The sequence below is a fragment of the Micromonospora sp. PRAS1 genome (assembly GCF_059553435.1).
In genome coordinates this window covers 14,860-37,730 of sequence record NZ_JCANNB010000053.1, presented here as the reverse complement: position 1 = coordinate 37,730, position 22,871 = coordinate 14,860, and the positions used below count along the sequence as shown (strand labels likewise).

15 protein-coding genes and 1 pseudogene are annotated in these 22,871 nt (G+C 67.7%); 7 read left to right on the top strand and 9 right to left on the bottom strand.

Annotation, left to right across the window (positions count from 1 at the left end; all coding sequences use genetic code 11):
- The 5 genes from AC507J_RS30220 to AC507J_RS30200 all read left to right on the top strand — a co-directional run.
- Positions 1–276, top strand: a 276-nt coding sequence (locus tag AC507J_RS30220; protein ID WP_496293585.1) for a transposase, incomplete at its 5' end; no start/stop codon positions are given.
- Positions 277–869: 593 nt separating this feature from the next.
- A complete protein-coding gene (locus AC507J_RS30215; protein ID WP_496293583.1) occupies positions 870–2,303 on the top strand; it encodes a protein kinase domain-containing protein in 1,434 nt (477 codons plus the stop codon).
- A gap of 95 nt (positions 2,304–2,398) precedes the next feature.
- On the top strand, positions 2,399–5,224 hold the full coding sequence (locus tag AC507J_RS30210; protein ID WP_496293581.1) for an AAA domain-containing protein: 2,826 nt from the start codon (positions 2,399–2,401) through the stop codon (positions 5,222–5,224).
- A 132-nt stretch (positions 5,225–5,356) separates the two neighbouring features.
- The gene (locus AC507J_RS30205; protein ID WP_496293579.1) at positions 5,357–6,436 is read left to right on the top strand and encodes a hypothetical protein; all 1,080 of its coding nucleotides are present in this window, start codon (positions 5,357–5,359) and stop codon (positions 6,434–6,436) included.
- 193 nt (positions 6,437–6,629) lie between these two features.
- Complete coding sequence (locus AC507J_RS30200; RefSeq protein ID WP_496293577.1) at positions 6,630–8,039, top strand: recombinase family protein; 1,410 nt, start codon at positions 6,630–6,632, stop codon at positions 8,037–8,039.
- A 433-nt stretch (positions 8,040–8,472) separates the two neighbouring features.
- Here AC507J_RS30200 and AC507J_RS30195 read toward each other — a convergent pair whose 3' ends face one another.
- Positions 8,473–8,829 carry a hypothetical protein gene (locus AC507J_RS30195; protein ID WP_496293575.1) on the bottom strand — a complete coding sequence of 119 codons (357 nt, stop codon included), beginning with the start codon at positions 8,827–8,829 and terminating at the stop codon, positions 8,473–8,475.
- 166 nt (positions 8,830–8,995) lie between these two features.
- Entirely contained in the window at positions 8,996–9,382 is a 387-nt protein-coding gene (locus tag AC507J_RS30190; protein ID WP_496293573.1) for a hypothetical protein, read from the bottom strand.
- Between the two features lie 387 nt (positions 9,383–9,769).
- On the opposite strand from AC507J_RS30190, the gene AC507J_RS30185 reads away from it, so the two are divergent.
- Complete coding sequence (locus tag AC507J_RS30185; protein ID WP_496293571.1) at positions 9,770–9,940, top strand: hypothetical protein; 171 nt, start codon at positions 9,770–9,772, stop codon at positions 9,938–9,940.
- Positions 9,941–10,243: 303 nt separating this feature from the next.
- Here AC507J_RS30185 and AC507J_RS30180 read toward each other — a convergent pair whose 3' ends face one another.
- On the bottom strand, positions 10,244–13,888 hold the full coding sequence (locus AC507J_RS30180) for a hypothetical protein (protein ID WP_496293569.1): 3,645 nt from the start codon (positions 13,886–13,888) through the stop codon (positions 10,244–10,246).
- 389 nt (positions 13,889–14,277) lie between these two features.
- A complete protein-coding gene (locus tag AC507J_RS30175; RefSeq protein WP_496293567.1) occupies positions 14,278–14,553 on the bottom strand; it encodes a hypothetical protein in 276 nt (91 codons plus the stop codon).
- 72 nt (positions 14,554–14,625) lie between these two features.
- Between AC507J_RS30175 and AC507J_RS30170 the strand changes: the two genes are divergently transcribed.
- Positions 14,626–19,743, top strand: coding sequence for a hypothetical protein (locus tag AC507J_RS30170; protein ID WP_496293565.1), 5,118 nt, complete (start codon positions 14,626–14,628; stop codon positions 19,741–19,743).
- A 161-nt stretch (positions 19,744–19,904) separates the two neighbouring features.
- Here the strand turns inward: AC507J_RS30170 and AC507J_RS30165 are convergent, their stop codons facing one another.
- The 5 genes and pseudogenes from AC507J_RS30165 to AC507J_RS30145 form a co-directional block, all read right to left on the bottom strand.
- Positions 19,905–20,222 carry a transposase gene (locus AC507J_RS30165; protein WP_496293563.1) on the bottom strand — a complete coding sequence of 106 codons (318 nt, stop codon included), beginning with the start codon at positions 20,220–20,222 and terminating at the stop codon, positions 19,905–19,907.
- On the bottom strand, positions 20,219–20,668 hold the full coding sequence (locus tag AC507J_RS30160) for an ISAs1 family transposase (RefSeq protein WP_496293561.1): 450 nt from the start codon (positions 20,666–20,668) through the stop codon (positions 20,219–20,221). Before AC507J_RS30160 ends, AC507J_RS30165 begins: the two co-directional genes overlap by 4 nt.
- Positions 20,669–20,826: 158 nt before the next feature.
- Positions 20,827–20,949 (bottom strand): annotated as a pseudogene (locus AC507J_RS30155) (transposase family protein); the annotation flags it as partial.
- A gap of 558 nt (positions 20,950–21,507) precedes the next feature.
- Entirely contained in the window at positions 21,508–21,915 is a 408-nt protein-coding gene (locus tag AC507J_RS30150) for a hypothetical protein (RefSeq protein WP_496293559.1), read from the bottom strand.
- 26 nt (positions 21,916–21,941) lie between these two features.
- Positions 21,942–22,748 (bottom strand): IS5 family transposase, encoded by an 807-nt coding sequence (locus tag AC507J_RS30145; RefSeq protein ID WP_496293557.1) that lies wholly within the window; start codon positions 22,746–22,748, stop codon positions 21,942–21,944.
- Between the last annotated feature and the right edge of the window lie 123 nt (positions 22,749–22,871).

Here is a 22,871-nt window from a genome sequence, read left to right as displayed (position 1 = left end):
GCGTACACCAGCCGCGGTAACCGCGCCTACCTGCGCAAACGCGGGATCAAGGCGTGCATCCCCAGCAAGACCGACCAGGACGCCCACCGCAAAGCCAAAGGCAGCCGCGGCGGACGCCCGCCGAAGTTCGACCGAGACCTCTACCGGATGCGTCACGCCGTCGAGAATGGCATCGCCCGACTCAAACGCCACCGCGGCGTGGCCACCCGCTACGACAAGTTGGCCGTCCGGTTCCAGGCCGTCCTGACCATCACCATCATCTGCGAGTGGCTCTGACCCGCTTTTTGAAACACGCCTTAGGTCCGTGCGCACTGCCGGGTGCAGCATCTCAGCGAGGAACGCCAGCAGCGCCTCATCGCCGTCAGCTACGTAGCTCCGTCGTACGCCAGTACGGGCTCATGCTCGGTCAGATACCCGAAGTTCGCTGATGACCTCACCAGATCGTCGAGTACGTCGTACATAACCACTCCTCATCACCATCGCGAGCAAAGCTCTCCAATGTATCGATCGAGGACTCGCAGCGACTGTCGGATCTTGGACACGCAACTTGGCGAGCCGGCGATGCGACCCGACCGCAACGTCGTCCCACAGCTGCCCGGCTCGTGTCGATCAGGTTCTTGACTCGCGGCTGATGCTGCCGGTTCTCGTTCAAAGGCCAAAGAAGGCAATGGCAAGGCCGACTGCTTCCGGCGCCAGGCTGCACGACTACCATCCGACATCGCGTCGGATCGTGCGGGCGGCATACAGCGGTCACAGTGTCCTGGTTCATGTCTTGGGCGGGGGCATCGTTCTTGCCCTCGTCGCCGGTCATTTGGGATGCTCCTGTCATACGCATCGACACCTGGCGACGACAGGGACGTGATGGCGCGGTGACGCGGGCGGCATCGGGGGAACCGCCGATCCACTTCTCCGCGCATCAGGCACGGGCAGGAGCGACCGGTGCCCGCGAGGACTTCGAGCAGATGATCGCGCTCCTAGTCGAGGCGGTACGCGGTGACGCCCGGCTCGTGTTCGCAAACGGTGGCGACTGGGGCATCGACGCGTTGGTCGGCGACCTGAACGGTCAGATCACGATCTGGCAGGCGAAGTACTTCCCGCACGGGGTCACGCGGAACCATCGCCGGCAGATCGAGGATTCGTTCGCTTCGGCGGTACGCAACGCGCGTCAGCATGGTTACCAGATTCAGGAGTGGGTGCTCTGCGTACCGTCGAGCTTCGATCCGCAGATGGCCCAGTGGTGGGACAGCTGGGCCCCGACACGGACGCGGCTCACCGGAGTGCGGCTGGCCCTGTGGGACGAGACGGCCTTGCGGAGCCAGCTCATGCAGCCCGCCGCACGATATGTTCGGCGCGCCTACTACCACCCCTATCAGGACAGTGGCGATACGGACGAGCCGGAGCGCTCGCAGCCTGTCATGATCAGGACCGAGAGGTCCCGGCAGTACCAGGACCACGCTCAGACCTCCTGGTGTGGTGGTGACGAGCGCAGGATCGGCGCGCGCAGTTACCTACTGCACGGCGACGCCGTCGAACAGATCAGCAACGACCACTCGTGGAGTTGGCGGGAGGCGACCGCCGACCGTGTCCAGCACGACCTGCTCCGAGTCCGGATCCGCCAACTCCGCCTTATCCGGGACACTCCGGCGGCCCAGCGGCGCCGTGAGGATGTGCGCGCGCAGGGCCGCCTCCTACGCAAGCTGAACGGTGCAGCAGGGTTACCGTCGTTCGACGACCTGACCGAGGATGCTGCCTCCACCACGCTGGTCACGGTGCTGCCGTCCGGGCCCACCTGGCGGCAGGCATTCGGCCCCACAGGTATGCCGCTGGCTCGGTACGCCGCTGCCGGCGTGCTCGGTGCCGCCGCCGATGTCTGTGCCGCCTTGACGGTGCTGCACGAGGAAGGGGCAAGTCACCGGGCGCTCGGTCCCGACAGCATCGTGCTCTGCGGGCGTACCAGGCGCGCGACGCTGGTAGATGGCGGTCTGGCCGCTCTCACGCCCCAGCCAGGCGAGGGCGTTCCCGGCTACCGTGCACCGGAGCAGCACCGGGGCAACGGATTCGCCGCTCCAGTCGACGTCTACCAGCTGGCGGCGCTGGTCTATCACACGATGACCGGTCATCCGCCATCACCGCACGCAACGCCGCCGATCCGGGCCACTCTGCCCGAGCTGCCCGATCACATCGACGGTTTCCTATTGCGCTGCCTCGATCCGGACCCGTCCCGCCGTTCCACCGAGACACGTACGCTCGCGGGCGCGTTCCGCGAGGGACGTCGGTTGCTCTCCCAGGGAGGCACACCCTGACCGTCGCGTCCCTGATCCTGCCTGGCCCGGTCGCGGTCGTACCATCCGGCAAGGCCATCGATCAACTTGCCCAAGGCGGCTTGCGGGATCCCTCGGTGTTGATCAACGAGTTCGGCAGGTTGGCGTCGTCGAACGCGCTGCCGGCCCGGGTCGAGCCGGACCGCTCCCGACTGGTCGTCTATGGCGAGCGCTGGGCAGCCTGGCTCTACCCCACCAACCACGGTGACGCGTACCAGCTCGGACACGTATCACCGCTCTCCTTCAAGGACCAGGAACGCCTTCTCAAGGCGGCGCTGGTCCTCAGCGGTACGAGGGGCTGGTGGGCCTACCACCACGTCCGTGACGTGCCGCAGCGGTCGTCGTCACACTGGCCGCTGCTCTGCCGGGCCTGGGCTGATCTCGCCGTCCCCCGTCCGGGCGCGACACCACCGATGCCAGCACATCATGTCGATTACCTCGACCTGCTCACCGAGGTCATTGAGGCAAGCCGGGATATCGAGATCGCGCGGCAAAGCCGGGAGCCGGCCCTGCCGTACCGGAAGCTGGCCAGCACCCGTGAGGAACGGTACTCTGCCCGCGGCGTCTACGCCTTCCACCTGCTCCGTGACGCCACAGTGGGCCGAGGTGCACTGGTCTTCGTCACCGACGCACCCGACCTGCGCGGCCGGGTGCTGCGGATCAAGGACCGGGAGATCACCGTAAGATTCGACGACACCGTCGACTACGCCCGCATCCCGCAGCAAGGTGCGTTGCAGGTGCTGCCCAGCGACCGGGTCTACCGCGCGCAGCTCGACGCGGTGGAGACTCTCCGGGAACAACGTGGCACCCAGCCCCACCTGCTCACTCAGTTGGTTGACCAGCGTCTCGCGCCGTACCGGCCGGACTCCGATGCTCAGCCACGCGAGACGCTCGACCCGGCGCAGCTGCATGCATTCCGCGCTGCCCTGACCGTGCCCGATCTGCTGTTGGTGCTCGGGCCGCCCGGCACCGGGAAGACTCGCACCATCACCGAAATCGCCGCCGGGTACGCCGAACGTGAGCAGCGGGTACTGGTCACCTCTCACACCAACCGCGCCGTCGACAACGTGCTCGAACGACTACCGCCGGATGTCCGGGCGGTCCGGGTCGGTAACGAGGACACAATGACCGCGCAAGCACGCGGGTTCATGGTGGAGACGCAGGTCGAAGCATTACGGCAGGAGACTCTCGCGGCAACCGCAGGTACGGCTTCCCGCCTGGCTACCTTCACCGGCACCGATGACCAGGCTGGGCGGTGGCTCGGGTACCTGGCCGCGCGGCTAGCGGAGGCCCAGGGCGCGAACCGGGACGTCCAGGTCCGCACCGCAGAGCTGGCAGCCGCGGTCGAGCGGGCGGTCGAACCCTTCGCCGAACAGCTCGCTGCCGCCGATCAGCGAGCACGGGAGTCACGCGAGAGTGTGGTATTGCTCGCCGAAAGGCACCGCCACCATGAACGGCAGGCCGAGACGGCACGGCGGCGAGCCGCCTCAGGAGTGCCGGCTTTCTTCTTCCGCTGGCTCGCCGACCGCCGAGAACGGCATCTCGCCGCGATCTCCGAGCAGCTCAACGCCGCGCGGACGGCACTGCGACTGGCCGAGGAGTCGTATGCTGCGGTTCGTGCCCGAGCCGACGCGCTGGTCGCTGCCGACCCGGGAGTTCGGGCAATCACCAGTGCCCGCGACGGTGCCTCCAAGGTATACGGGAAGGCGCTGGGCGACACCGCTCGGGCAGTGGAAGCAGCGCGCGAGGTGCTGCGCCCAGTGGTCGCAGTGCCCGGTCGGGTGCCTGACGATCTGGCCGGCTGGACGCGGCTATACGAGGAGCTGATTTCGGCGGCGGACCTGGCCCGCAACCGGGCCGGGCTACTCGCGCAGTGGCGTGAGCAGGTGGCCGTCGCCGAGCAGGACCTGCATCGAGAGCTGGTCCGGTACGCGGATGTGGTGGCGGCCACCTGCATTGGCACCGCCACCACCGCCCTGCTGGCCGAGCTGGAATTCGATGTGGCGATCGTCGACGAGGCCGGGCAGATCTCCACGCCGAACCTGTTGGTGCCGCTGGTAAGGGCCCGCCGGGCGGTGCTGGTCGGCGACCACAATCAACTGCCGCCCTTCCTCGACGACGAGGTACGCAGCTGGGCCGACCGCATCGCCTCCGATGCGCCTCCTGAAGTCGGGGCACTGGTCGGTGACGTGCTGCGGCGCAGCGCCTTCGAACGGCTGTATCCCCGGTTGGCAGACACCAACCGGGTCATGTTGCGGGTGCAGCGACGCATGCCGGCGGAGCTGGCCCAGTTCGTGTCGAACGCCTTCTACCGGGGACTGCTGGAGACTGATCATCTCGGCGGTCCGCCCGACCCTGTCTTCAGCGCACCACTGGCGATGATCGACACGTCGGACCAGCCAGCGACGCGGCGGAGGGAGCAGCCCGACCGCTCGGTGGATGGGCTGGGGCGGCCCGGCTACGTCAACGATCTGGAGGCCAGGCTGATCGTCCAGCTGTTGGGCCGGACCGCCACACGGTACGCAGACTGGGCGGTCATCGTCCCGTATCGGGCACAGGCGGAGCTGATCACTCAGCTACTCAGAAAGGAGCTTGGTGACGCCGGGGTGGCCGACAACGTGGGCACCGTCGACTCGTTCCAGGGCGGTGAACGGGATCTGATCGTCTACGGGTTCACCCGCAGCAACCATGGAGGCCAGATCGGCTTTCTAACCGAACTCCGACGCCTCAACGTGGCAATCACCCGACCCCGGCGTCAACTCGTCCTGGTGGGTGACACGACTACCTTGCGTGCTGCGCGGGATCCGGGATTCGCCACGTTGATCCAATCGTTGATCGCCCACCTCGACGCGGTGGGTGACCGCCGACCCTCCCGGGAGATCGAGGGGATGCTCAATGGCTGACGGAGCAGCATCCACGCTGACGATCAGCACGGTAAGCGGGACGTTCTCGTGACCCGGGTCATTTACCCCGCCCAGCGAGCCATCGAGCACGCAGTCACCGTGCCAGGTGCGCGTCCGGCGCGGCTCTTCCCGGTGCTCTGGCCGCTCTGGCAGGTCGAGACGGCTGCACAGGTATACGACGAGCAGGCGTACGAGGTGATCGATCGTTTCCTGGTGCGGGGCATCCTGGAGGCCGGGCTGCACCGATCGGCGGACCTGGCAGCGTTCTACGGTCTACCCACCTCACTCGTGGAACGCTGCCTGGCGTTTCTCACTCTCATCGGCCACGTCCGCAACACCGAGGGGCTGGTCACGCTTACCCGGCTCGGGGAAAGCTCCGCCCGGGCCGGTATCCGCTACGTTCCGAAGGAAAGCCGCCAGCAGCTTCTCGTCGAACGCTTCACCGCCCGCCCGCTCCCTCGCAGCCACTACCAAGGTTCGCTGAGCCTGCTGCCCACACCCGACGTGCCGGCTGAACAGGTCAGCGACGGATCGCGCTTCGCCCCGCTCTTCTCGCCCACGACCTTCCGACCGGAGATCGTCACTCAACTCGGAGAGCGACCCGATCGGTTCGACTTCAACCTGCCCAAGCAACTGCGGAATCTGCGTGTGCTCGGACATCAGGACGCCTACCTGCCTGCCTACCTCATCGAGGACGCCGACGGCCGTCTGCTGGCCTACAGCGGGGTGCGCGGCGAACGAGACACCTTCCTGGAGTCGGTGTGTGAACGGGTCCCGCTAATCAGGACTCTGATCGCAGCCGAGCTGTCGCAGGATCCGCGAGAGATCTGGACCAATTGGCTCGCGGACGGCAAACGGAAAGGCACCCTACAGCAGCTGCCGAGCGGTGTCTGGCGCGCAACCCTCATTGCGGACAGCTTCGGTGGCACGCCAAAGATGCCGCTCAGTCGAATCGGGTCGTACCAGCTACGCAAGCGGCACTTCGTGCAGATCTGGACTGACGACGCAAAGCTACGACGGCAGGCAGCACTGCGACGGGCTCTGGCCATGACGCAACTCCGCGATGTCCGTACCAGAGCCGACCTCGCCGGCCGGCTGAGGACGGTGGCGGAACAACTTGAGGTGACCACACCCACCCTCGACGAGCTGCACCGATACGCGAAGAAGGAGCAGTTGCACGCGTACCTCGTCCACTTCGATGAACTGGAGTAGCTGCGGCTCTGGTTGGCGCATGTGCGACGAAGATGTCGCACTCCCCGCTCCCGTGCGGCGAAGCTTGCCAGACTCCGGTTCACGCCGGCTGGCTCCGACAGGCCGATCAATGCCGCTGCCACCCAACCGGCCGGAAGTTGGGGCCTGGTGGAGACGGACCTCCTGTGCGGCTCCACCACGAGGAATCTTCGGCATGAAGGGCGACGTGTCAGATGACCAAGGTGAAGAGAATCCCCTGACCCAATGGCTGAACAAGCAGTCGGAGGCGCGTACAAAGCCACGAATCCGTCGGCGGGGCAATCTGCGTTTCGCGTTCTACGGTCGGATGTCGACGGTTGAGCACCAGGACCGGGCGACGTCCCGAAACTGGCAGCTGGATTGCGCGACCGAGCTCGTGGCCGGTCACGGGGCGATCGTCACCGAGTACTTCGACGTCGGCTGCTCCCGCCGGCGCAACTGGCGGCACCGCCCGCAATCCGCAGCTCTGTTGGCCAGGCTCGGCGACCCTCTTCGCGGGTTCGACGCGATCGTGGTCGGCGAGTACGAAAGAGCCTTCTCCGGGAACCAACTGCTGAACCTGATGCCGCTGCTCGAACAGCACGATGTGCAACTGTGGCTACCCGAAACGGATGGGCCCGTCGACTGTCGCAAACCGGCCCACCAGGCGCTGATCATGTTGTTGGGTGTCCAGTCCAAGCGCGAGGTGCAGCGTTCCCGGCACAGAGTCATCACCGCGATGCGCACTCAGGCGCGGGAACAGGGCCGCTACCTCGGTGGCAGGCCACCCTACGGTTACCAACTAGTCGACGCCGGGCCCCACCCCAATGCCGCACACGCTCGATGGGGTCGTCGACTTCAGCGACTCGAACCCGACCCGGCCACGGCCGCACACGTGCGGCGAATGTTCGCCCAACGACTCGCCGGTCACAGCCTCGCCAGCATCGCTCGCGCCTTGAACGACGACGCCGTCGCCTGTCCCTCAACTGTCGACCCCGGCCGCAACCACCACCGCACCAACCATAGATGGACTCTCCGAACAGTTTCGGCGATCCTCGCCAACCCCCGCTACACCGGCCGGCAGGTATGGAACAGGCAACGCACCGACGTCGATGCCCGCGCACACGGAAACGTCCGCTGGAACAACACCAAGGACTGGGTGATCTCCAAACAACGCGCCCACACCGCCCTTGTCACCGAGCAGGAGTTCATCGCCACCCAGGCCATCCGCTCCCGCCGAAGCGCCCAGGACGGCACCACCCGCAGCTACCTACTCACCGGGCTGCTGCGATGCGGACAATGCGGCCGGATGATGGAAGCCCACTGGGTCAACCAACGCCCCGGCTACCGATGCCGCCACGGACACACCAGCACCCAACACCCCGCCAGCCGACGCCGCAAGATTCTCTACCTGCGGGAGGACCACGTCATCGCCAGACTGGCCGGCCATCCCAGCATCGCCAGAGACACTCACAGCCCGCACGCGCTGGCCACTTTCCTACGGGAGAATAAGATCCACATCGTGTGCGATCAGACGCACTGCACACCGCTCACGGGCAGATTGGGACCAGCTCAAACCAGCGCAGCCATGATCGATATGTGGTAATGATGTGTCCGAGGGGGGATTCGGCCACAGACACCCTGCACACCTGCCGGAAACAGGTGTTCATGCGTTGCACAGTAGAGTCCAACGCCCGGGCGGTCAATCAGAGGCTATCGGGCTATGTCCAGCGCCGCGGATGCTTGGCCTGGTCGATGTGCTCTTGGCTTGCGACGTCGGGCACCTCTGGGCGATGGCGGTCGGGGGTGTACCGATGGCGGCATCGCCATCTGGAGTTCCTGCCGGATGGTGTCCAGTGTCTGGGTGACGTGGATCTGGACGGTTCGCCAGGCGTGACTGAAGTCAGTGATGGCGCAGGTCAGGCCGAGTAGCGGCAGTGATCGGGCAGCGCCGAACCGGATCTGGCTCACGCCTGGTGCAACTCCACCAAAACTGGCGTCCGAGGCCTGCGGCGAATGCTGGCGCCGCTGCCGCAGGCTCATTCGAAGAGTTCGCGGATGACTCCCATGGCCCGTGGTGAGATCACCTCGTCTGGGTAGAAGTCGCTGCACAGGCGTACGGCGTCGTCCACCGTCGCGACGCCGGCCAGCGCCGCCAAGGTACGGAGATCGTCCACGTCGCGGGCCCGGGCCGCGAGTGCTTTCATCGCGAAGATGTGCTCCGGCGAAGCCGCCATGACACGCAGCCCGGGATGGTCGAAGACCCGCCGTCGGCCCGGATCGTCCTTGCCGGAGACGTAGACGCTGGCTTGCTCGTTGAGCCACCACGGGGGCAGTCCCAGGTCGTCGGCCACCGCACGGGCCTCGTCGAGAACGACGCCGTGCGAGACGAACATCGCATCGCATCCCTGGTCACCCGCTTCGCATCATAGGCCAGCGCCATCGCGGCACCACCCACCACGAAGATGTCAGCGACTACGCCACGGCGAACGAGTCGCTCGCCCAGTCGGGTGAACGCGCGTTCCAGTTCCGCGCGCCCCATCAGGACGCCGTCCGACCCGCTCACGCTGCCGCCAAGTCGTGCACCGACACGTACACACCGTGTTTCCGGAACGCGGCCGGCGCCCACGCCAGCGCATCGGCGCGGTGGATGGCCAGCTCGGCCGGGAACCAGGCCCGGCGCAGCACCCGGGTCTCGACCCACGCCGGCGGAGCAAGATCCGCCTGCGCGAGCAGATGCTCCGCGAGCGCCGCCAACAGCGCATCCCACCGTACGTCCCCGGTCGACCCGGGCTCATCCTGCAACAGACCTACCCTGGTGTCGGCCGGCTCCCACCGGTACTCCTCCAGGAACTCCCACACCAGCTTCCAGCGGATCCGATCGCTGTCCGCAGACGCGAGATGGGTCGCCAACACCGCCAGGCTCATCGGTTCGTAGCCGGTACCCATAGCGCGCACCTCACCTCCGAACCCCAGGCATTACCGGTTGCAGCCTATCGCCTCCCCCGCTGGGCGAGCCCCGCAACGCCCGGCACTTGACCGCACCGACCAGTCCTTGCCGGCTGCCCGTACGGCATCACGGGTGGCTTGATCCTCGCTGACATGAGACGCCTTACCCCCTGCAGAGCGTCCTAGGACATCAGCGTCTGAAGGCTGGACAGGCTTTACGCAGCGGACGATATGTGCGCACTCAGCGACATGATCTTCGGGCACCTGGTCAATCTGGGACAGCCGAGGACACCATCGACCACGTCTGGTCCTGCACAGCGCTCAGCCTGTAGTAGCCCTACGGCGAGCGTGGCAGCGCCGGCGACGTGGCCGACATGGAGTAATTGCATGGTCGCGTTGGCCCGATCCGGCGATCGGATCAACCTCGTCGCCGTTGAGGAGGTGATGCGCGAGGTCGGCATCGGCAAGGCCGCCGAACAACCCGTGAACCTCAATTGGGACGTGCTCGGGGGTGCCAGAAAGTTGGGTGACGTTACGCACCCTGGGAGTACTCACTGATCAAACTGTCAAAGCGACGCGGACTCGGCGTACACGTTCGGCAGACTTGAGGCGAGGGTGTCAACGCCTGTACATCGTCGTACGACTCGAGAACGACTGCGCCGTAGTTGCCAATGCGTACAGGTGCCCCAATGGTGCATTAGCCCTGGAAACCAGCCATGTCCCGTCGCCCGCGTCCTTTCCCAGACAAGGCGTGTGCCGGACGAACTGTACCGAGAAAGAGCTTGTGTCCGCGCGCACGGTCAGCTGCACGTCGACCAACGCATGTCGGCGCGGATAACCGGTCCGCTGAAGTTTCACCCGTCATAGCGGAACGGGTCCCGGTGCTGGGTCGACGCTGGCTCTCAAGATGTCCGGCAGTTGGTGCGGAAGCGCGAAAGGCACCTGCGGTTCGGCGACGAACGCGGCAGGTTCCACATCGCGGGTCACCAGAATCGGCACCACGCGCCACCTTGCCCGGTCGGGACCGCCGACCAGCACGGCGACACCGCGCGCGGCCTCGCGGATCTGTGCGGCCTTGGCGAGCAGCCGCGGCACATATGGCTTCGGGCCGCGGTAGAACTTACGAACGTGGTTCCGGAGAGTTTCCGTGCTGAACGCCGTGATTGGGTCCTTGACCTCGCCGACCCACAGTCTGCCTGTGGCCGGGTCGGCGACCACCAGGTCCACTTCTCCGAGCGGTTCCGGGATGCCAGCGCCCTTGAGCTCGGCCACCTCGACATGCAAGCGGCATGGCAACCCCGTCGTGGCGACGACGCCGTGGACGAGTTCCTCGAGCCGGGCATTCAACTCCTGCCGATAGGCGCTCATCATGTCGGCGACGCCGGGCGGAAGATCCCGGTGGGCGAACGGCAGCCGTGACCGGTGTAGGTAAGCGTCGAACAGACGCTGCGTGTCTAGCAACCGCCATGGCAAGATCCACAACTGCCCCTCAACCTCGACGAGCGGGCGCAAGGCGAGGCGATGCGCGCGCCGCTCGATGTCGAGAAATCGCAACCGGCCCGCCTCGCGCAGGTGGTCACCGGACAGGGTGAGCAGGTCGACGGCTGCCTCAATCTGCGCCACGCCGAGCTCCGACCATTGCGCGGCGGCATCGACGAGTTCGGAACGGCTTACAGCGTGTACGCCAGAAGCGTCGGTGGCCCAGTCGACGGCCACGCCGAGGACGGCACGTATACCGTCGAGACCGGTGCCCCAGTGATCGCGGAGTCGATCATCGACCCGTTGCAGGTTGACCGGCAGCCGTCCGCGTATAGGGGTGAAGGGGACCTGGTACCGATGTCCCGGCGGTGAGTTTCTGAGGAGGCCGGAGTCGTCGTCCTGATGGTCGTCGACGGAGCCAGTCGGCTGACTGGCGGCCGGGAGGAGACGGGCCGCACGGCGGTGATCGGTGTAGGCGGCGAGGTCGACCTCGACGCGCTCGACATCGTCATGGTCGGACCAATCCGGTTCGACCGCGAACATGCCGCGGCTGATGGTAAGGCGCAGGCCATGCAGCCGGTCGGTGTAGCCGCGGACCACGGCTGCCGTGACCACCAGCCGGTGCGCCAGCGCGGTGATCTCGGCGACGTCGAGCTCGTCGGCGACGGCGCTGCCTACGGGCGGTTCGGCGAGAAGGGACTCGAGGAGAGTCTCCAAGGCGTGGGTCTGCTGGTACTGATCGTCAGCGAGGGCGATCTCGTGCCAGTTGTGCGCCCAGGGCCCAGTGAGGGCTACGGCAAGTTGCTGGGCGCTACGGTAGGCGGTGGCGTGGGCGTCGTTGACCCGGGCGGCGACGGCCAACGTCACAGTGCGATCGTACTGGCACGTTAGGTCGTACAGCGATTCCTGAACGGCGGGCAGGATGAATCCTTCGCACATCCGCAGTGCGTCCGGGCCGAGAAACACGCCGTCGGGGGTTCGGCGGCGCAGAATGGCGGTGACGGCTCTCCGATCGGCGCGGGCGTGTACCGCAGCCGATCGCGGGAGGCCGTCGTTGCGCGCTACCAGTGGAAGTGCCTCTACCTGTCGGTGCACGGTCATGAAGGGTCCCGCCGCCCGCCACGCCGTTCGGAATGCCGACATTTCGAACCTGCTTGCTTCGTGGCCGGTGGCCAGCGTGGTGAGCCCGCGTTCCAGCCCTTCGCCAATGAGCGCATACGCAGATGCCGGGTTGTCGGCGAACATGGTGAACAGTCCTGCTGCCATCACCAGTGCGATCTGCCGCAAGTTCGAATCGACCTGCACGAATGCGAGAGCGCCGTCGGTGTGCTCGAATGACGTGTCCGGGAGCCAGACCAGGGCCAGCCGCAGTGTTCGACCCGTCTCGTCACGCACGTGTTTACTGATGGCCGGCATGCGTAGGTGTAGGCGCAGGCTGTCGGCGAATCCCACGACCGTGTCGGGATGAGTGTGCAGCGTGGCGGCGTCATTGAGGTCGACTTCGAGAACGACGGGCGGGTTGACGTTGACCAACACCGCCGGGCTGTCCGGCTTGTAGAACAGGTCGGCACCATCACCGTGGTCACCGCGCGCGAAGGGCCAGTCTATGTGCTCCGCGCTGATGCCGGCCCCGGCCAGCACGGCGTCGACGCCCTCCCACGACGCCGCCCTCTCCCACGTCTGGTCCGTTGTCGCCGGCGCAACGGCCAAGCCCTGCCGCGGTGCCGCCACCGTGACCGGTCCGATCGAGCCGTGCTCCTTCCACGCTCGCCAGACGTCGAAGATGTCGACGAACGCGACATCGGTGTAGCCGGGATGGAACGCGAGGTCTTCGAGGAAGCAGGCCACGGTAGTGAGGTCGCCACCGCACTCGGCGAGCAGCTCGGCGAGTTCCTCAACGTGGAGGACGACGGCTTCGCCGACTATGTGCGCCACAACATTCGCCGGCCCTCCGTAGACGATGACCTTCGCAACCGGCCTTTCTCCGGTTACGGAGCGGCCACCAGGGCCTTGGGCGATGTTGTGCGTCGTGGCAGTGTCGACCGACAGCAGTTTCTCGCCCCAGGCGATCCCTCCTTGCAACCCAGCACCACTCACGCCGCTGACCACCGCGATGCGGAACCGCGGGCCCTCAATGACTGGTCGGACGGGTGCTGGTTCGGGCGCCTGGCCACGGCGGCTCACCAGTCGCCGCGATAGCAGGTCTACGGTGTGCGACCACGTGCGCGCGTGCAACTGCACTGCGGCGTCGCCGGCTTCGCCGACCATCTCCGCGAGATACCGGGTGGCGGCGACCGCTGCGGTCAGTGCCAAGCAGGCCGGCACCCCGACGTGCCGATGCTCAGCGGACACTTGCAGGACTGGCCCGAGCGTTGCCTCCTCGGCATTGTGGCGCATACGCAGATGCTGACTGTCGCGGGTCAGCCAGGTCAGCGCGCGCCGGGCGGCCGCAGGCTTACTGCACTGGTCAATCCATCCAAACGGCTCGGCGTCGACCAGCCGCCGGACTGCCGACACCTCAGCGTCACCGACACGAGGCGCAGAAGCGCTAGCCTCCGGGCCTGCCTGCCAGGCTGGCGCGAGCTCCTCGATGATGTGGTCGCCATGCGCGAGGCAGACCTCAAGGACGTCACTGAGGGAAAATCCCATGCGAGCCGTTACGGTCTCGTCCACCGCTCGGGCGGTCTGTTCTAGTTGGCGAAGCAGCACCACGGGATGGTCAAAATCGCCGGGGTGAACTCGCCAGCGGCGGCTTCCAAGAGTAAAACCAACCAATCGGCAAGGATCGTTGGGCGTCCGGGACGTCTCGGGCACGCGGAACGGTGCAGCGCGCAACGCACTCTCGACCAAGCGGACCAGGTACGCGGGCTGGGCATCGATACCGCCGGCCGACGGCCGCCGCAGTGCTCGTCCCCACAGCAACGTCAGGTGGTACTCCCAGGGGCGACATGACGGGGAGTCGAGTGCCGCGGCGATCAGTACGAGGATGGACTTGTCCGCGAAGGACGCAAGCGCCCGATCGATCACGGCCCATCGCGGCTGAGTCCCAGTGTCGTTACGGGCGCCGGTGGGCTGGTAGCGAGTGACGTGCACGGCGCCTATCCTGCGTGATCACGGCCCTCGCGGACCATCTATTTCCACCGCGCCCGGTGCATTTTTGTGCGGTGGCCTGACATCGCGGGCGGCGTGTGGCCATGACGACCAAGGTGTCCTCATGCGCGCTGCTGATGCTACTGCCGGCATCGCCCGCAGCTGGTGCTGCTGAGCATATTCCGGGTGCTCTGACCGCGGAACCGAGCCCGCACCACCTCCGGGCGATGATCACCATCGCGTGCAGCTGCCGTTGGGCGGTGGCGCTGGCTTCCACGGCGGCCCGGCGGGCTGTCAAGCGCATCTGCAGTGCCGCGCGTTCGGAATCAGTCTTGGGCTGGGCCAGCCGGGGGCGGGCCAGGGCGTCGCGGGCAGCGCGTTCGGCGTATCGGATCAGACTTCGCCCCGCCGCAGCGGGCCGGTCGCAGCGGTCGGTTCAGCTCGACGACCAGCTCACCGACGTCGGCCAGGTGCCGGGCCAGGCCGGCGCCATAGCCGCCGGAGCCCTCCAACGCCCACGCCCGCAACCCCGAGTGTTGTCCGGCCAGGGCCACCAGTTCGGCGTAGCCGCCCGGATCAACGCTCACCGTGGCCCTGGCCACGACCCCGCCACTGAGTTCCCCCCGCTTTCGCAGAGTGCGGCCGGGTGGGGTGTGGGCCGGTAGCCTCAGGCGATGTCGAGCAGCGAGGTGTCGGGCGGGCGGTCGGTGGCGACGGCGTTCATCACGGGCGGTGGCGGCTTCGCTTTCGAAGACCATGTTGGTGCGTGGCTCGCCGCTGGGATGGCCGCTGGCGAGATGCCGCTGGGCGCCGGGGTGGCGGTCCCGGTGGAGGTACGGTTCCAGGGCAGTGCGTCGGGTTTCTTCCTCGACGATATGGTCGTCACCGGTGACGCGGCCCGCAGGCCGCGGTGGTCGGCGTCGGTGAAGTCCTTCGACATGTTGATCGGAGCCAAGCTGCACACGGAGTTCGTGCAGGCCGCCTGGTGCGACATCCTCGCCGACAGGTTCCGGTCCGCTGCAGACCGGGTCGGCCTGGTGTCAGGGTCAGCGGCGCAGGGCACCTGGGTCGAGCTCGGGGAGTTGATCCAGGAGGCCGCCGCCGACCAGGCTGGCATCGCCTCGCGGATCGGCGTGCCTGGCGCGTTCAACGAGGCGAAGCGCTCGCTGTGGGAATCGGCGAAGTGCCCGACCGAGCTCGCCGAGCAGCACGGGGTCAACGTGGACTCCTCTCCCGCCCGGCTGCTGGCCTTGCTTCTGCCTCTGCGTCTGGATTTCCTCACCCCTACCTCCCAGGCGATCGCGGACGCGATCCGGTGGTGCCGCGCCGCGCTCGTGCCGCAGCAGGCCGGGAGGGTCGTGGATCTCTGGACGGCGCTGCTCGAGGTGGTCGCCGACCTGCGGCCCAGAGGCGGGGCAGTCACCTGGCAGCTTCTGGCTGAGCGGCTGGGCGGGCAGTTCGCGTTTCAGCTGCGCCCGGATGTCGCCCCCGACTGGAGCCTTCTCACCGCGCACACCGCCAGCATGACGGCCCGGGTCCGGGACCGGCTCGGCGACGACGTGGTCCTGGCCCGTGAGGACGTGACCGCCGTGCTCGCCAACGCCGGGGTGGTCAGCGTGCTGTCCGGGCCGTCGGGCTGCGGCAAGACCGTGGCCGCCAAGAGGTGGCTGGCCGCCCTGGGCACGCACCAGGCGGTGTGGCTGTCGGTCGCGGACCTCGAGGCCGGCGTAAGCGCGCGTCTCAGGCTGACCCGGGGCCTGGAGGAGGTCCTGACGCTTGCCCCCGGAGAGGTCCGCCTCGTCGTCGACGGTCTCGACCGGGTCTACACCGACGAGCCGTTCGCCGCGACGGCCGCCCTGGCACGCCTCGCCGCCGCCACCGGCGGCCGGATCCGATTGTTGATCACCTCGCAGCAAGCGGAGTTCCCCCGAGTGTCGGAGCACTTGGTGCAGGCCAACGGCCCGCAGGCCGCCCCGCTCGTGATGGGTGACCTGTCTGACGCCGACGTCAATTTGGTGTTGCGCGGGCACCCAGACCTGGCCGCGGTGGTCGTCGCCGGTGGGCTCCGTGGCGTCCTTCGACGCCCGAAGATCCTCGACCTGGTGCTGCGGATGCCCGGGGCTACGGTTGCCGCTATCCGTGACGAGCCGTCGATCGCTGGCTTGTGGTGGCAGCGGCTAACCGGCGCAGGCCCGAACGGCGCCACCCGCCAGACGATGCTGCGGCGGATCGCCGTCGAGCAGGCCGACCGTCTGCGGGCCCACACTCCCCTGGACGACCTCCCGGTCGACGCCGTTGGGCTCGTCGACCAACTGCGCGTCGACGGGATCCTCTCCGAGGTCGACGGCCGGGTCTGCTTCACCCACGACCTGTTCGACGACTGGACGCTGTTGCATTACCTGCGCTCCCGTGGCGACGTCATCGGCGTGATCGCGGAGAAGGCGGCGCTGCCGTCGTGGCACCGAGCAATCCGCCTGTATGCCGCCGGCGTGCTCCGCGAGCACGGTGTCGACCGGTGGGAGGCCGACCGGTCTGCGCTGGACGCCGCCGACCAGCCGCTCGTGGCGGACTTGTACCTCGACGCGGTGTTCTACGCCCACGACGCCGACCGGCTTCTGGGCGAGCTGTGGTCGCGCCTCGCCGCCGACAGCGCTCTGTTAGCACGGCTGCTGCGCAGGTTCAGGTTCTCCGCGACCGTGCCGGACTTCGGTTGGGTCACTGTGCTCGCCGACACACCGGACGTGGCGGTGTACGCCGCCGCGCAGTCGCGGCTGCCGGTATGGCCGCTGTGGCTTCCGGTCCTGCGCGTCCTGGCGGCGGAGCATGAGACCGCGGTCGCCTCGGCCGCCCCGGAGGTCGCCGCGATCGCCGACCTGTGGCTGCGACACGCTCCCGACACGTGGCCGGCCCGCGATCAGGCTGCTGTGATCGGCCTGGCGGTCGGACGGCACATCGTCGCGCACATCGGCGGCGGAGGCTTTTTCAACGACACAGTCGAGCCGGTGCTGTGGCGGTGCGTCATCGCCGCCGGCGCGGTCGAACCCGACGCCGTCGCCACCTTCCTCGACACGCTGCTGCCCCCTGTTGACAGCCAGCTCGACCACAGTGGCCAGGTCAGGGGCCGCCAGCGTCGCGGCCAGACGGGACTCCGTGCAGCCTTGCTGGACGTCGACACCGTGATGCCGTTGCTGCCGGCGTCCGCGCAGCTGGCCCGGGACCTGGTGCTGCGAGCAGCCGTCGACTCCGACCATCATCACCGCCATTACTCGCACCACCGGCTGCGTGACGGCCTCGGCATCGCCAGCGCCCCGCGCTCCTTCGATCCGATCCCCGAGTGCGGGCCGTTCCGCGCGATGCTCGTCAACGCCGAACCGCAAGGCGTCGAAGTGGTGCTCGCCCTCGTCGAGTACGCGACCATCCATTGGAGACGCACCCGCAACACCCCGATGTCAGGCGGCCAGGAACCCACGCATGAGCGACCGGCATTCGAGCTGCTCATCGACGGCGCACCCGTCGCGCTGATCGGTGACGCCACCGTCCTGGCCTGGAGCCACGGTGGCCACCGGGTACCGGACATCCTGGCGGCGGCGATGATGGCCCTGGAGGCCCACCTCTACAAGGCCCTCAACGCCGGCCGCGACATCACCACGCTCCTCGCCCAGCTCACCGGCAGCCGATCGGTCGCGACGTGGGGGCTTCTCGCCGACATCGCCCGCCACACTCCTGCACTGCTGGAAGGCCCGCTTGCGCCCCTGGTCACCAGCGCCGACCTGCTCGACGACGACCGGATGAGCGTGCAGATGCGCTCCTTCAGTGTGCTCCCGCTCGTCATGGATCCCACCCGAGCGCTGCGAGCCCGCAAGTGGCACACCATGGACCACCGCAAGACCCCGCTCCTGGACTTGGTGCGCCTGGGCGCATTCGTCACCGGCCGGCTCACCGAACAGCTCACTACCGCCCGAGAGCACTGGGCCGCGACAGACGCGCACCGGTGGCGGGTGATGCTCGCCGCGACCGACATCGCGAACTACCAGGCCGTCCGCGCCACGGACGGAAGGACTTACCTCGAGTACACCCCGTCGGCGGTCCTTGAGGAAGAAGCCCGCGAGATGCGGGACCACCTCGACCGCGATCGCACCTGGATGGTGTTCGCCCACACCATGCGCCGCAACATCACCGACCATGTCCGCCCCAGCGACACCGAGCTCGAGGAACAGTGGGCCACCGTCCAGCCCCAACTCGACGCTCTCGCCCCGGACGCTGAGTCGCCGAGCTCGATCAGCGGTGTGGATGACCTGCGATGCGGGTACGCGGCATGGCTGGTGCTGTGCGCCCGCGACTGGCTGCGGAACCACCCCGACCGTGAGACGTGGTGCAAGACCGTGCTGCTGCGCCCCCTCACCGACCCGGCCGCCACGTGGTCCCACTTACACCCCGACAACCCTTCCGACGATGAATGGGACGTCTTCTGCGCCGAAGCGCTCACCGCCCTGTGGGCCGAGACCCCCGACGACGTCACCGTGCGCGCCGCCATCGCACGGCTGCTGCTCGTTGCGCGTCGCCTCACCCCCACCACCGTGATGCGACTCACCGCCGCACACCCCCACCTCGCCGACGACCTGCGCCGGCTCGAGCACCTGACGCTGCACCGCGCGCGGCTGTCGATGTGGGACCACGACATCGACCCACACTTTGAAGAAGTCGACGACCTCGACTTCGACACCGACATCGACCCGGAGAAAGCCGATGGACTCGATGTGAACCAAGAGGACGACGAGCCCGGTCACGCCCCGATCGACGACCTACCGGAGCTGGAGGCGGCCGCCGAGGCCGCATTCGACGCCTTCGCCAACGGCAACCTGCCCGCCGAGGTGCCCCGGCTGGCGGACTGGATCGCCACTACCCTCGCGACCAGATTCCCCGACGCCCGTGACGGCCGCTCCCGCATACTGCGCACCCTCGACCTCGGCTACCTCGTCGCCTCCCGCCCGCACTTCACAGCCCTTGCTGCTGCGGCGGATACGCCCACGCGAGCCCGGGCGGTCGAGTTCGCCGCCGACCTCGCGACGTTCCTCGCCTCCGGGCTGACCCCGGCCAAGGCCGCCAATCGTTCCCCCCGCTACCCCAACGCCGAGGAACGTGGCGCTCTTGAGCTACTCGCTGACATCACGATCAGCGCCAACGCCACACAGGCCCGGACGATCTGGGAGCCGATCCTCACCCTCGGTGCCACCGCCTCCTCCTGGGTGGGCAACTACCTCAGCCAGGTCTGGAAAACCGCTTGCGCGAAGGATCCGTGGCCAGCAGCCTTCCCCACCCTAGTCGCAGACATGCTCGACTTCGCCACCACCGCCAGCACCTGGCAAGGCCACTCCGGCAGGGGCGTCTTGGCGCTCGCCGTCGCCGGCCTCGGCGAGTGGGGGCACTCGCCGGTCAGCGAGCAGCAGACAGCCGCCATCCGCGCAGCCGATCCGGCGTGGTCGACGTGGTTCGGCGCGCACATAGGCCACGATGACTTCGCCTACGCGGCCGTCCGCTTCTTTCAGGAGCCGGCCGCGGCAGCGTTCGTCCACGACGCCGTCGGCTGGCTCGCCGCCCGCGAACGTTCCTCCAACCCCAACAATGAGCGGGTGGATACCGCAGTCACCGAGTTCCTGGTCACCATCTCCACTCGCACCCCGAACCCGCTGCGTGGCTCCGGCCCCACCGCAGACAACGGCCGGCAAGTCCTCGCCCGCCTCCACGGCCGAGGCAACGCCGTGGCCGGCCAACTCCTCAACAGCCTGACCTGACCGCATCCCACCACCGGCCAGCTACATTGACGTTGTCCAGGCAACGGCGATGGGCCTGACGGGTAGCCGAGACCGGCCGTGGGGGCGAGGTCGCCATGGGGCAACGGATGTGCTACGAGCTGAGGTGAGGAGCCGTGCTGCGATCAGCAGTACCGGTTATCTCAGCCAGGGCCTGGCGCCCAGGGGCATTGCGTAGTTGGGTAGCTGCTGGTCACGGTGGTGATGAGGTCGTGGGGGCGGCGGTTGGCGCGTCGGGTGGCTCGGGCGATGTTGGTCTGGCCGTTGCCGCGGTGGAATCCGATGGCGGTGTTGCGTAGGACCGCTGTGACGGCGGGTCCGTTGCCGGTGCGGGCTCGGTGGGTGTCCTCGTGGAAGGTCACGTCGCGGACCCAGTGCAGCCGGTTCTCGATGTGCCATTCCAGGCGGGCCCATTGCTGCAGGTCAGCGGGCTGGGCGTGGGCGGCGGGCAACGACATCACCAGGTAGACGGTTCTCGTGTGCGTTTGCCGGCGACCGTGCGGGTGCGGGTGATCCGGACGGCCTGCTGGGCGTGGGGGAAGCCGATGCCGCCCGGAGTCTGGACGGTCAACGCCTTGACGGTGCGGGTCTCACGGCGGCCGTGTCCGGTGTCGCGGTGTTGGTCCCCGACCGGCACCTGCGCCCACGGCAGCCGTTTGAGCTGGGCGTACAAGGTCGGCTGGTTGGCCCTGACCGATACGTACAGGTGCCCGCCGGCAGCGGCGACAGCCCGGGCGTGGGCGACCTGCGTGTGCAGGGCGTCGGCGACGATCACCACCCCGGCCAGGCCGCCCAGCCGGGCCTTGACCTGTTCCAGCAGCGGGGCGAACGCGGGGATTTCGTTCGACTTCGCCGCGATCTGGACCTGCGCCAGGACCACACCAGTGGACGTGTCGTAGGCCGACAACAGGTGGACCCGTCCCTCGGGCAGGACCGCGCCCAGACCACCTTGCCGTCCACGGCGATGACCCGCCGCACCGGCGCAGGTGCCGACACCCGTGAGCACAGCCAGTCGGCCAGGACCGCCGTCAACGTCTCGGCGTCGACGCGGACCAGCAGCCGCCACAGGGTGGTCAGCACCGGCACCCGGCCGGTGAACCCGAGCCGCTCCCAGGCCGGCGCATCGAGATCATCGACCCAGTCGCCGATCGCGGCGAACGTGCTGGCTCCGGCCATCACCGCGCACACCGCGACCGCGAGCAGGCTCGCCAAGGGGTAGCGGATCCCTCGTGGGTCACGCGGTCGGGAACCTGCTCCAGGGCAGCCAGCAGGCCATACGACTCACGACCAGCGGGCCGGGAGTCGGTCGGGGCGGGGGCGTGCTGACGGATCACGTCGATCAGCGATGATGACATGCGCGGGTGTGGTCCTTGTCGGTGTCATGTTGTCTCAGCAACTCCATGATCACCGACGGGCCGCACCCGCCCTGCGTCACCCTCCACACAGGCCGCGACACCGCGAACGCCCAGGTCAGCAACACTTACTCGACTACGCAAAGGCCCTGGCCTGGCGCCAGTGCAGGGACTGGCGGTCCGTGCCGATGCTGAGGTGCTCGGCGCAGAACCATAAGGCGTTTCTGGCTGGCCGACCCAGCCAGCCGCTGCCCGTGCCGAGAGTCTTGCTTGCTCCTGCGCGTTCACCGCGAAGTGCACCACGGTGAATTGCGTCGCTCGGTCACATGATCCACAGACGGTGCATGATGGGGGTATCACAGGACGATTGTGCCTCAGAGGGCGGTTCGGAGTATTAGGTCCGATTCTGGGCGAGGGTGAATATGCCGGGCTCGTCTTCGGTGAGGATCTGGTGGTTGACCATGCGTTTCAGCTTCGCGCGGGTGCCTTCGACGTGTTTCGGTGAGGGTTCGATGCCGAGGGCGAGGCAGATGCCTTTGGCGCGCATACCGGCGGGCGTGGTGCGGAGGACGGCCAGGATCTGCTGGTAGGGGGCGCTGGCGATGGTGGGGTCGTCGGCGGTGAACTCGGCGGCGGTGAGAGTGCGCAGGGTGGTGCGGGTGGTGGCCAGGTCGGCCAGTTCGCCGTCGAGGCGGGCGAGTTCGCCGGTCAGTTCGGTGATCTGCTCGCGGAGCCGGTCGGCGTGCTGGCGTGTGGTGGCTTCCCGATCGGCGATGAGGTCGAGGACCGTGGGCAGGTTCACCGGTGCCGCCAGGAGGGTGTGCTGGTTCAGGTCAGTCGACGCACGATGTTCGCCGTCGACGCCCACAGCGTCCGTGACACCGCCGATTCGGGTCGGCTTTCGTACTCGCGTGTGAGGCGGCGGTGCAGCATCAGGGTGCCGTTGACCTGCTCGACGATCCACCGCTTACGGATCGGTACGAACCCGGGCTTGGTGTCGGAGCGTTTGACGATCTCGACGTCGATGCCCAGGACGGCGCCGTGCAGGGCGAGGTCCTGTTTGAACCCGGCGTCGACGAAGGCGCGGCTGGCCGTCGGAGTGTGTTCGACGACCTTGTCGAGCAGCCGGATGCCGATGGCGTTGTCGGTGACCGACGCGGCGGTCACCACCACTGCGATGATCAGGCCCAACGCGTCCACCGCCAAGCCCCGCTTACACCCCGACACCTTCTTCCCGGCGTCTTTGCCGGTCGTGGTGGCCGGGACGTGGTTCGCCGCCCTGATCGACTGGGTGTCCAACACGACCGCGCTCGGATCCTCCCGCCGGCCGGCTTTCTCCCTCGCCTGGCAGCGCAGCAGATCGTGGATCACCTGGTCGGTGCCGTCGTCACGCCACAGCGCGAAGTAGTAGTAGGTGGCAGACTTCGGCGGCAGGTCGTGCGGCAGGTACGCCCACTGACAACCCGTCCGGTTCTGGTAGAAGATCGCGTTCACGATCTCCCGCAGGTCATAGTCACCTTCACGACCCGACACCGAGACCGCGACGCGCTTGGCCTTCCACGCCTGCAGAAACGGTCCGATCAGCTCCCACTGCTCGTCGGTGACGTCACTGGGGTACGGCTTTCGATCACCCATGACCGGGCTAACGCCACAGCCGCCCAGGCGGTCACGACCAGAACTCACATTCAACCCATCGACCCACAGCTATCCGTAGCGAACCCGCCACAAGGCCACCAGCCGGACGCAACGCATAGATCA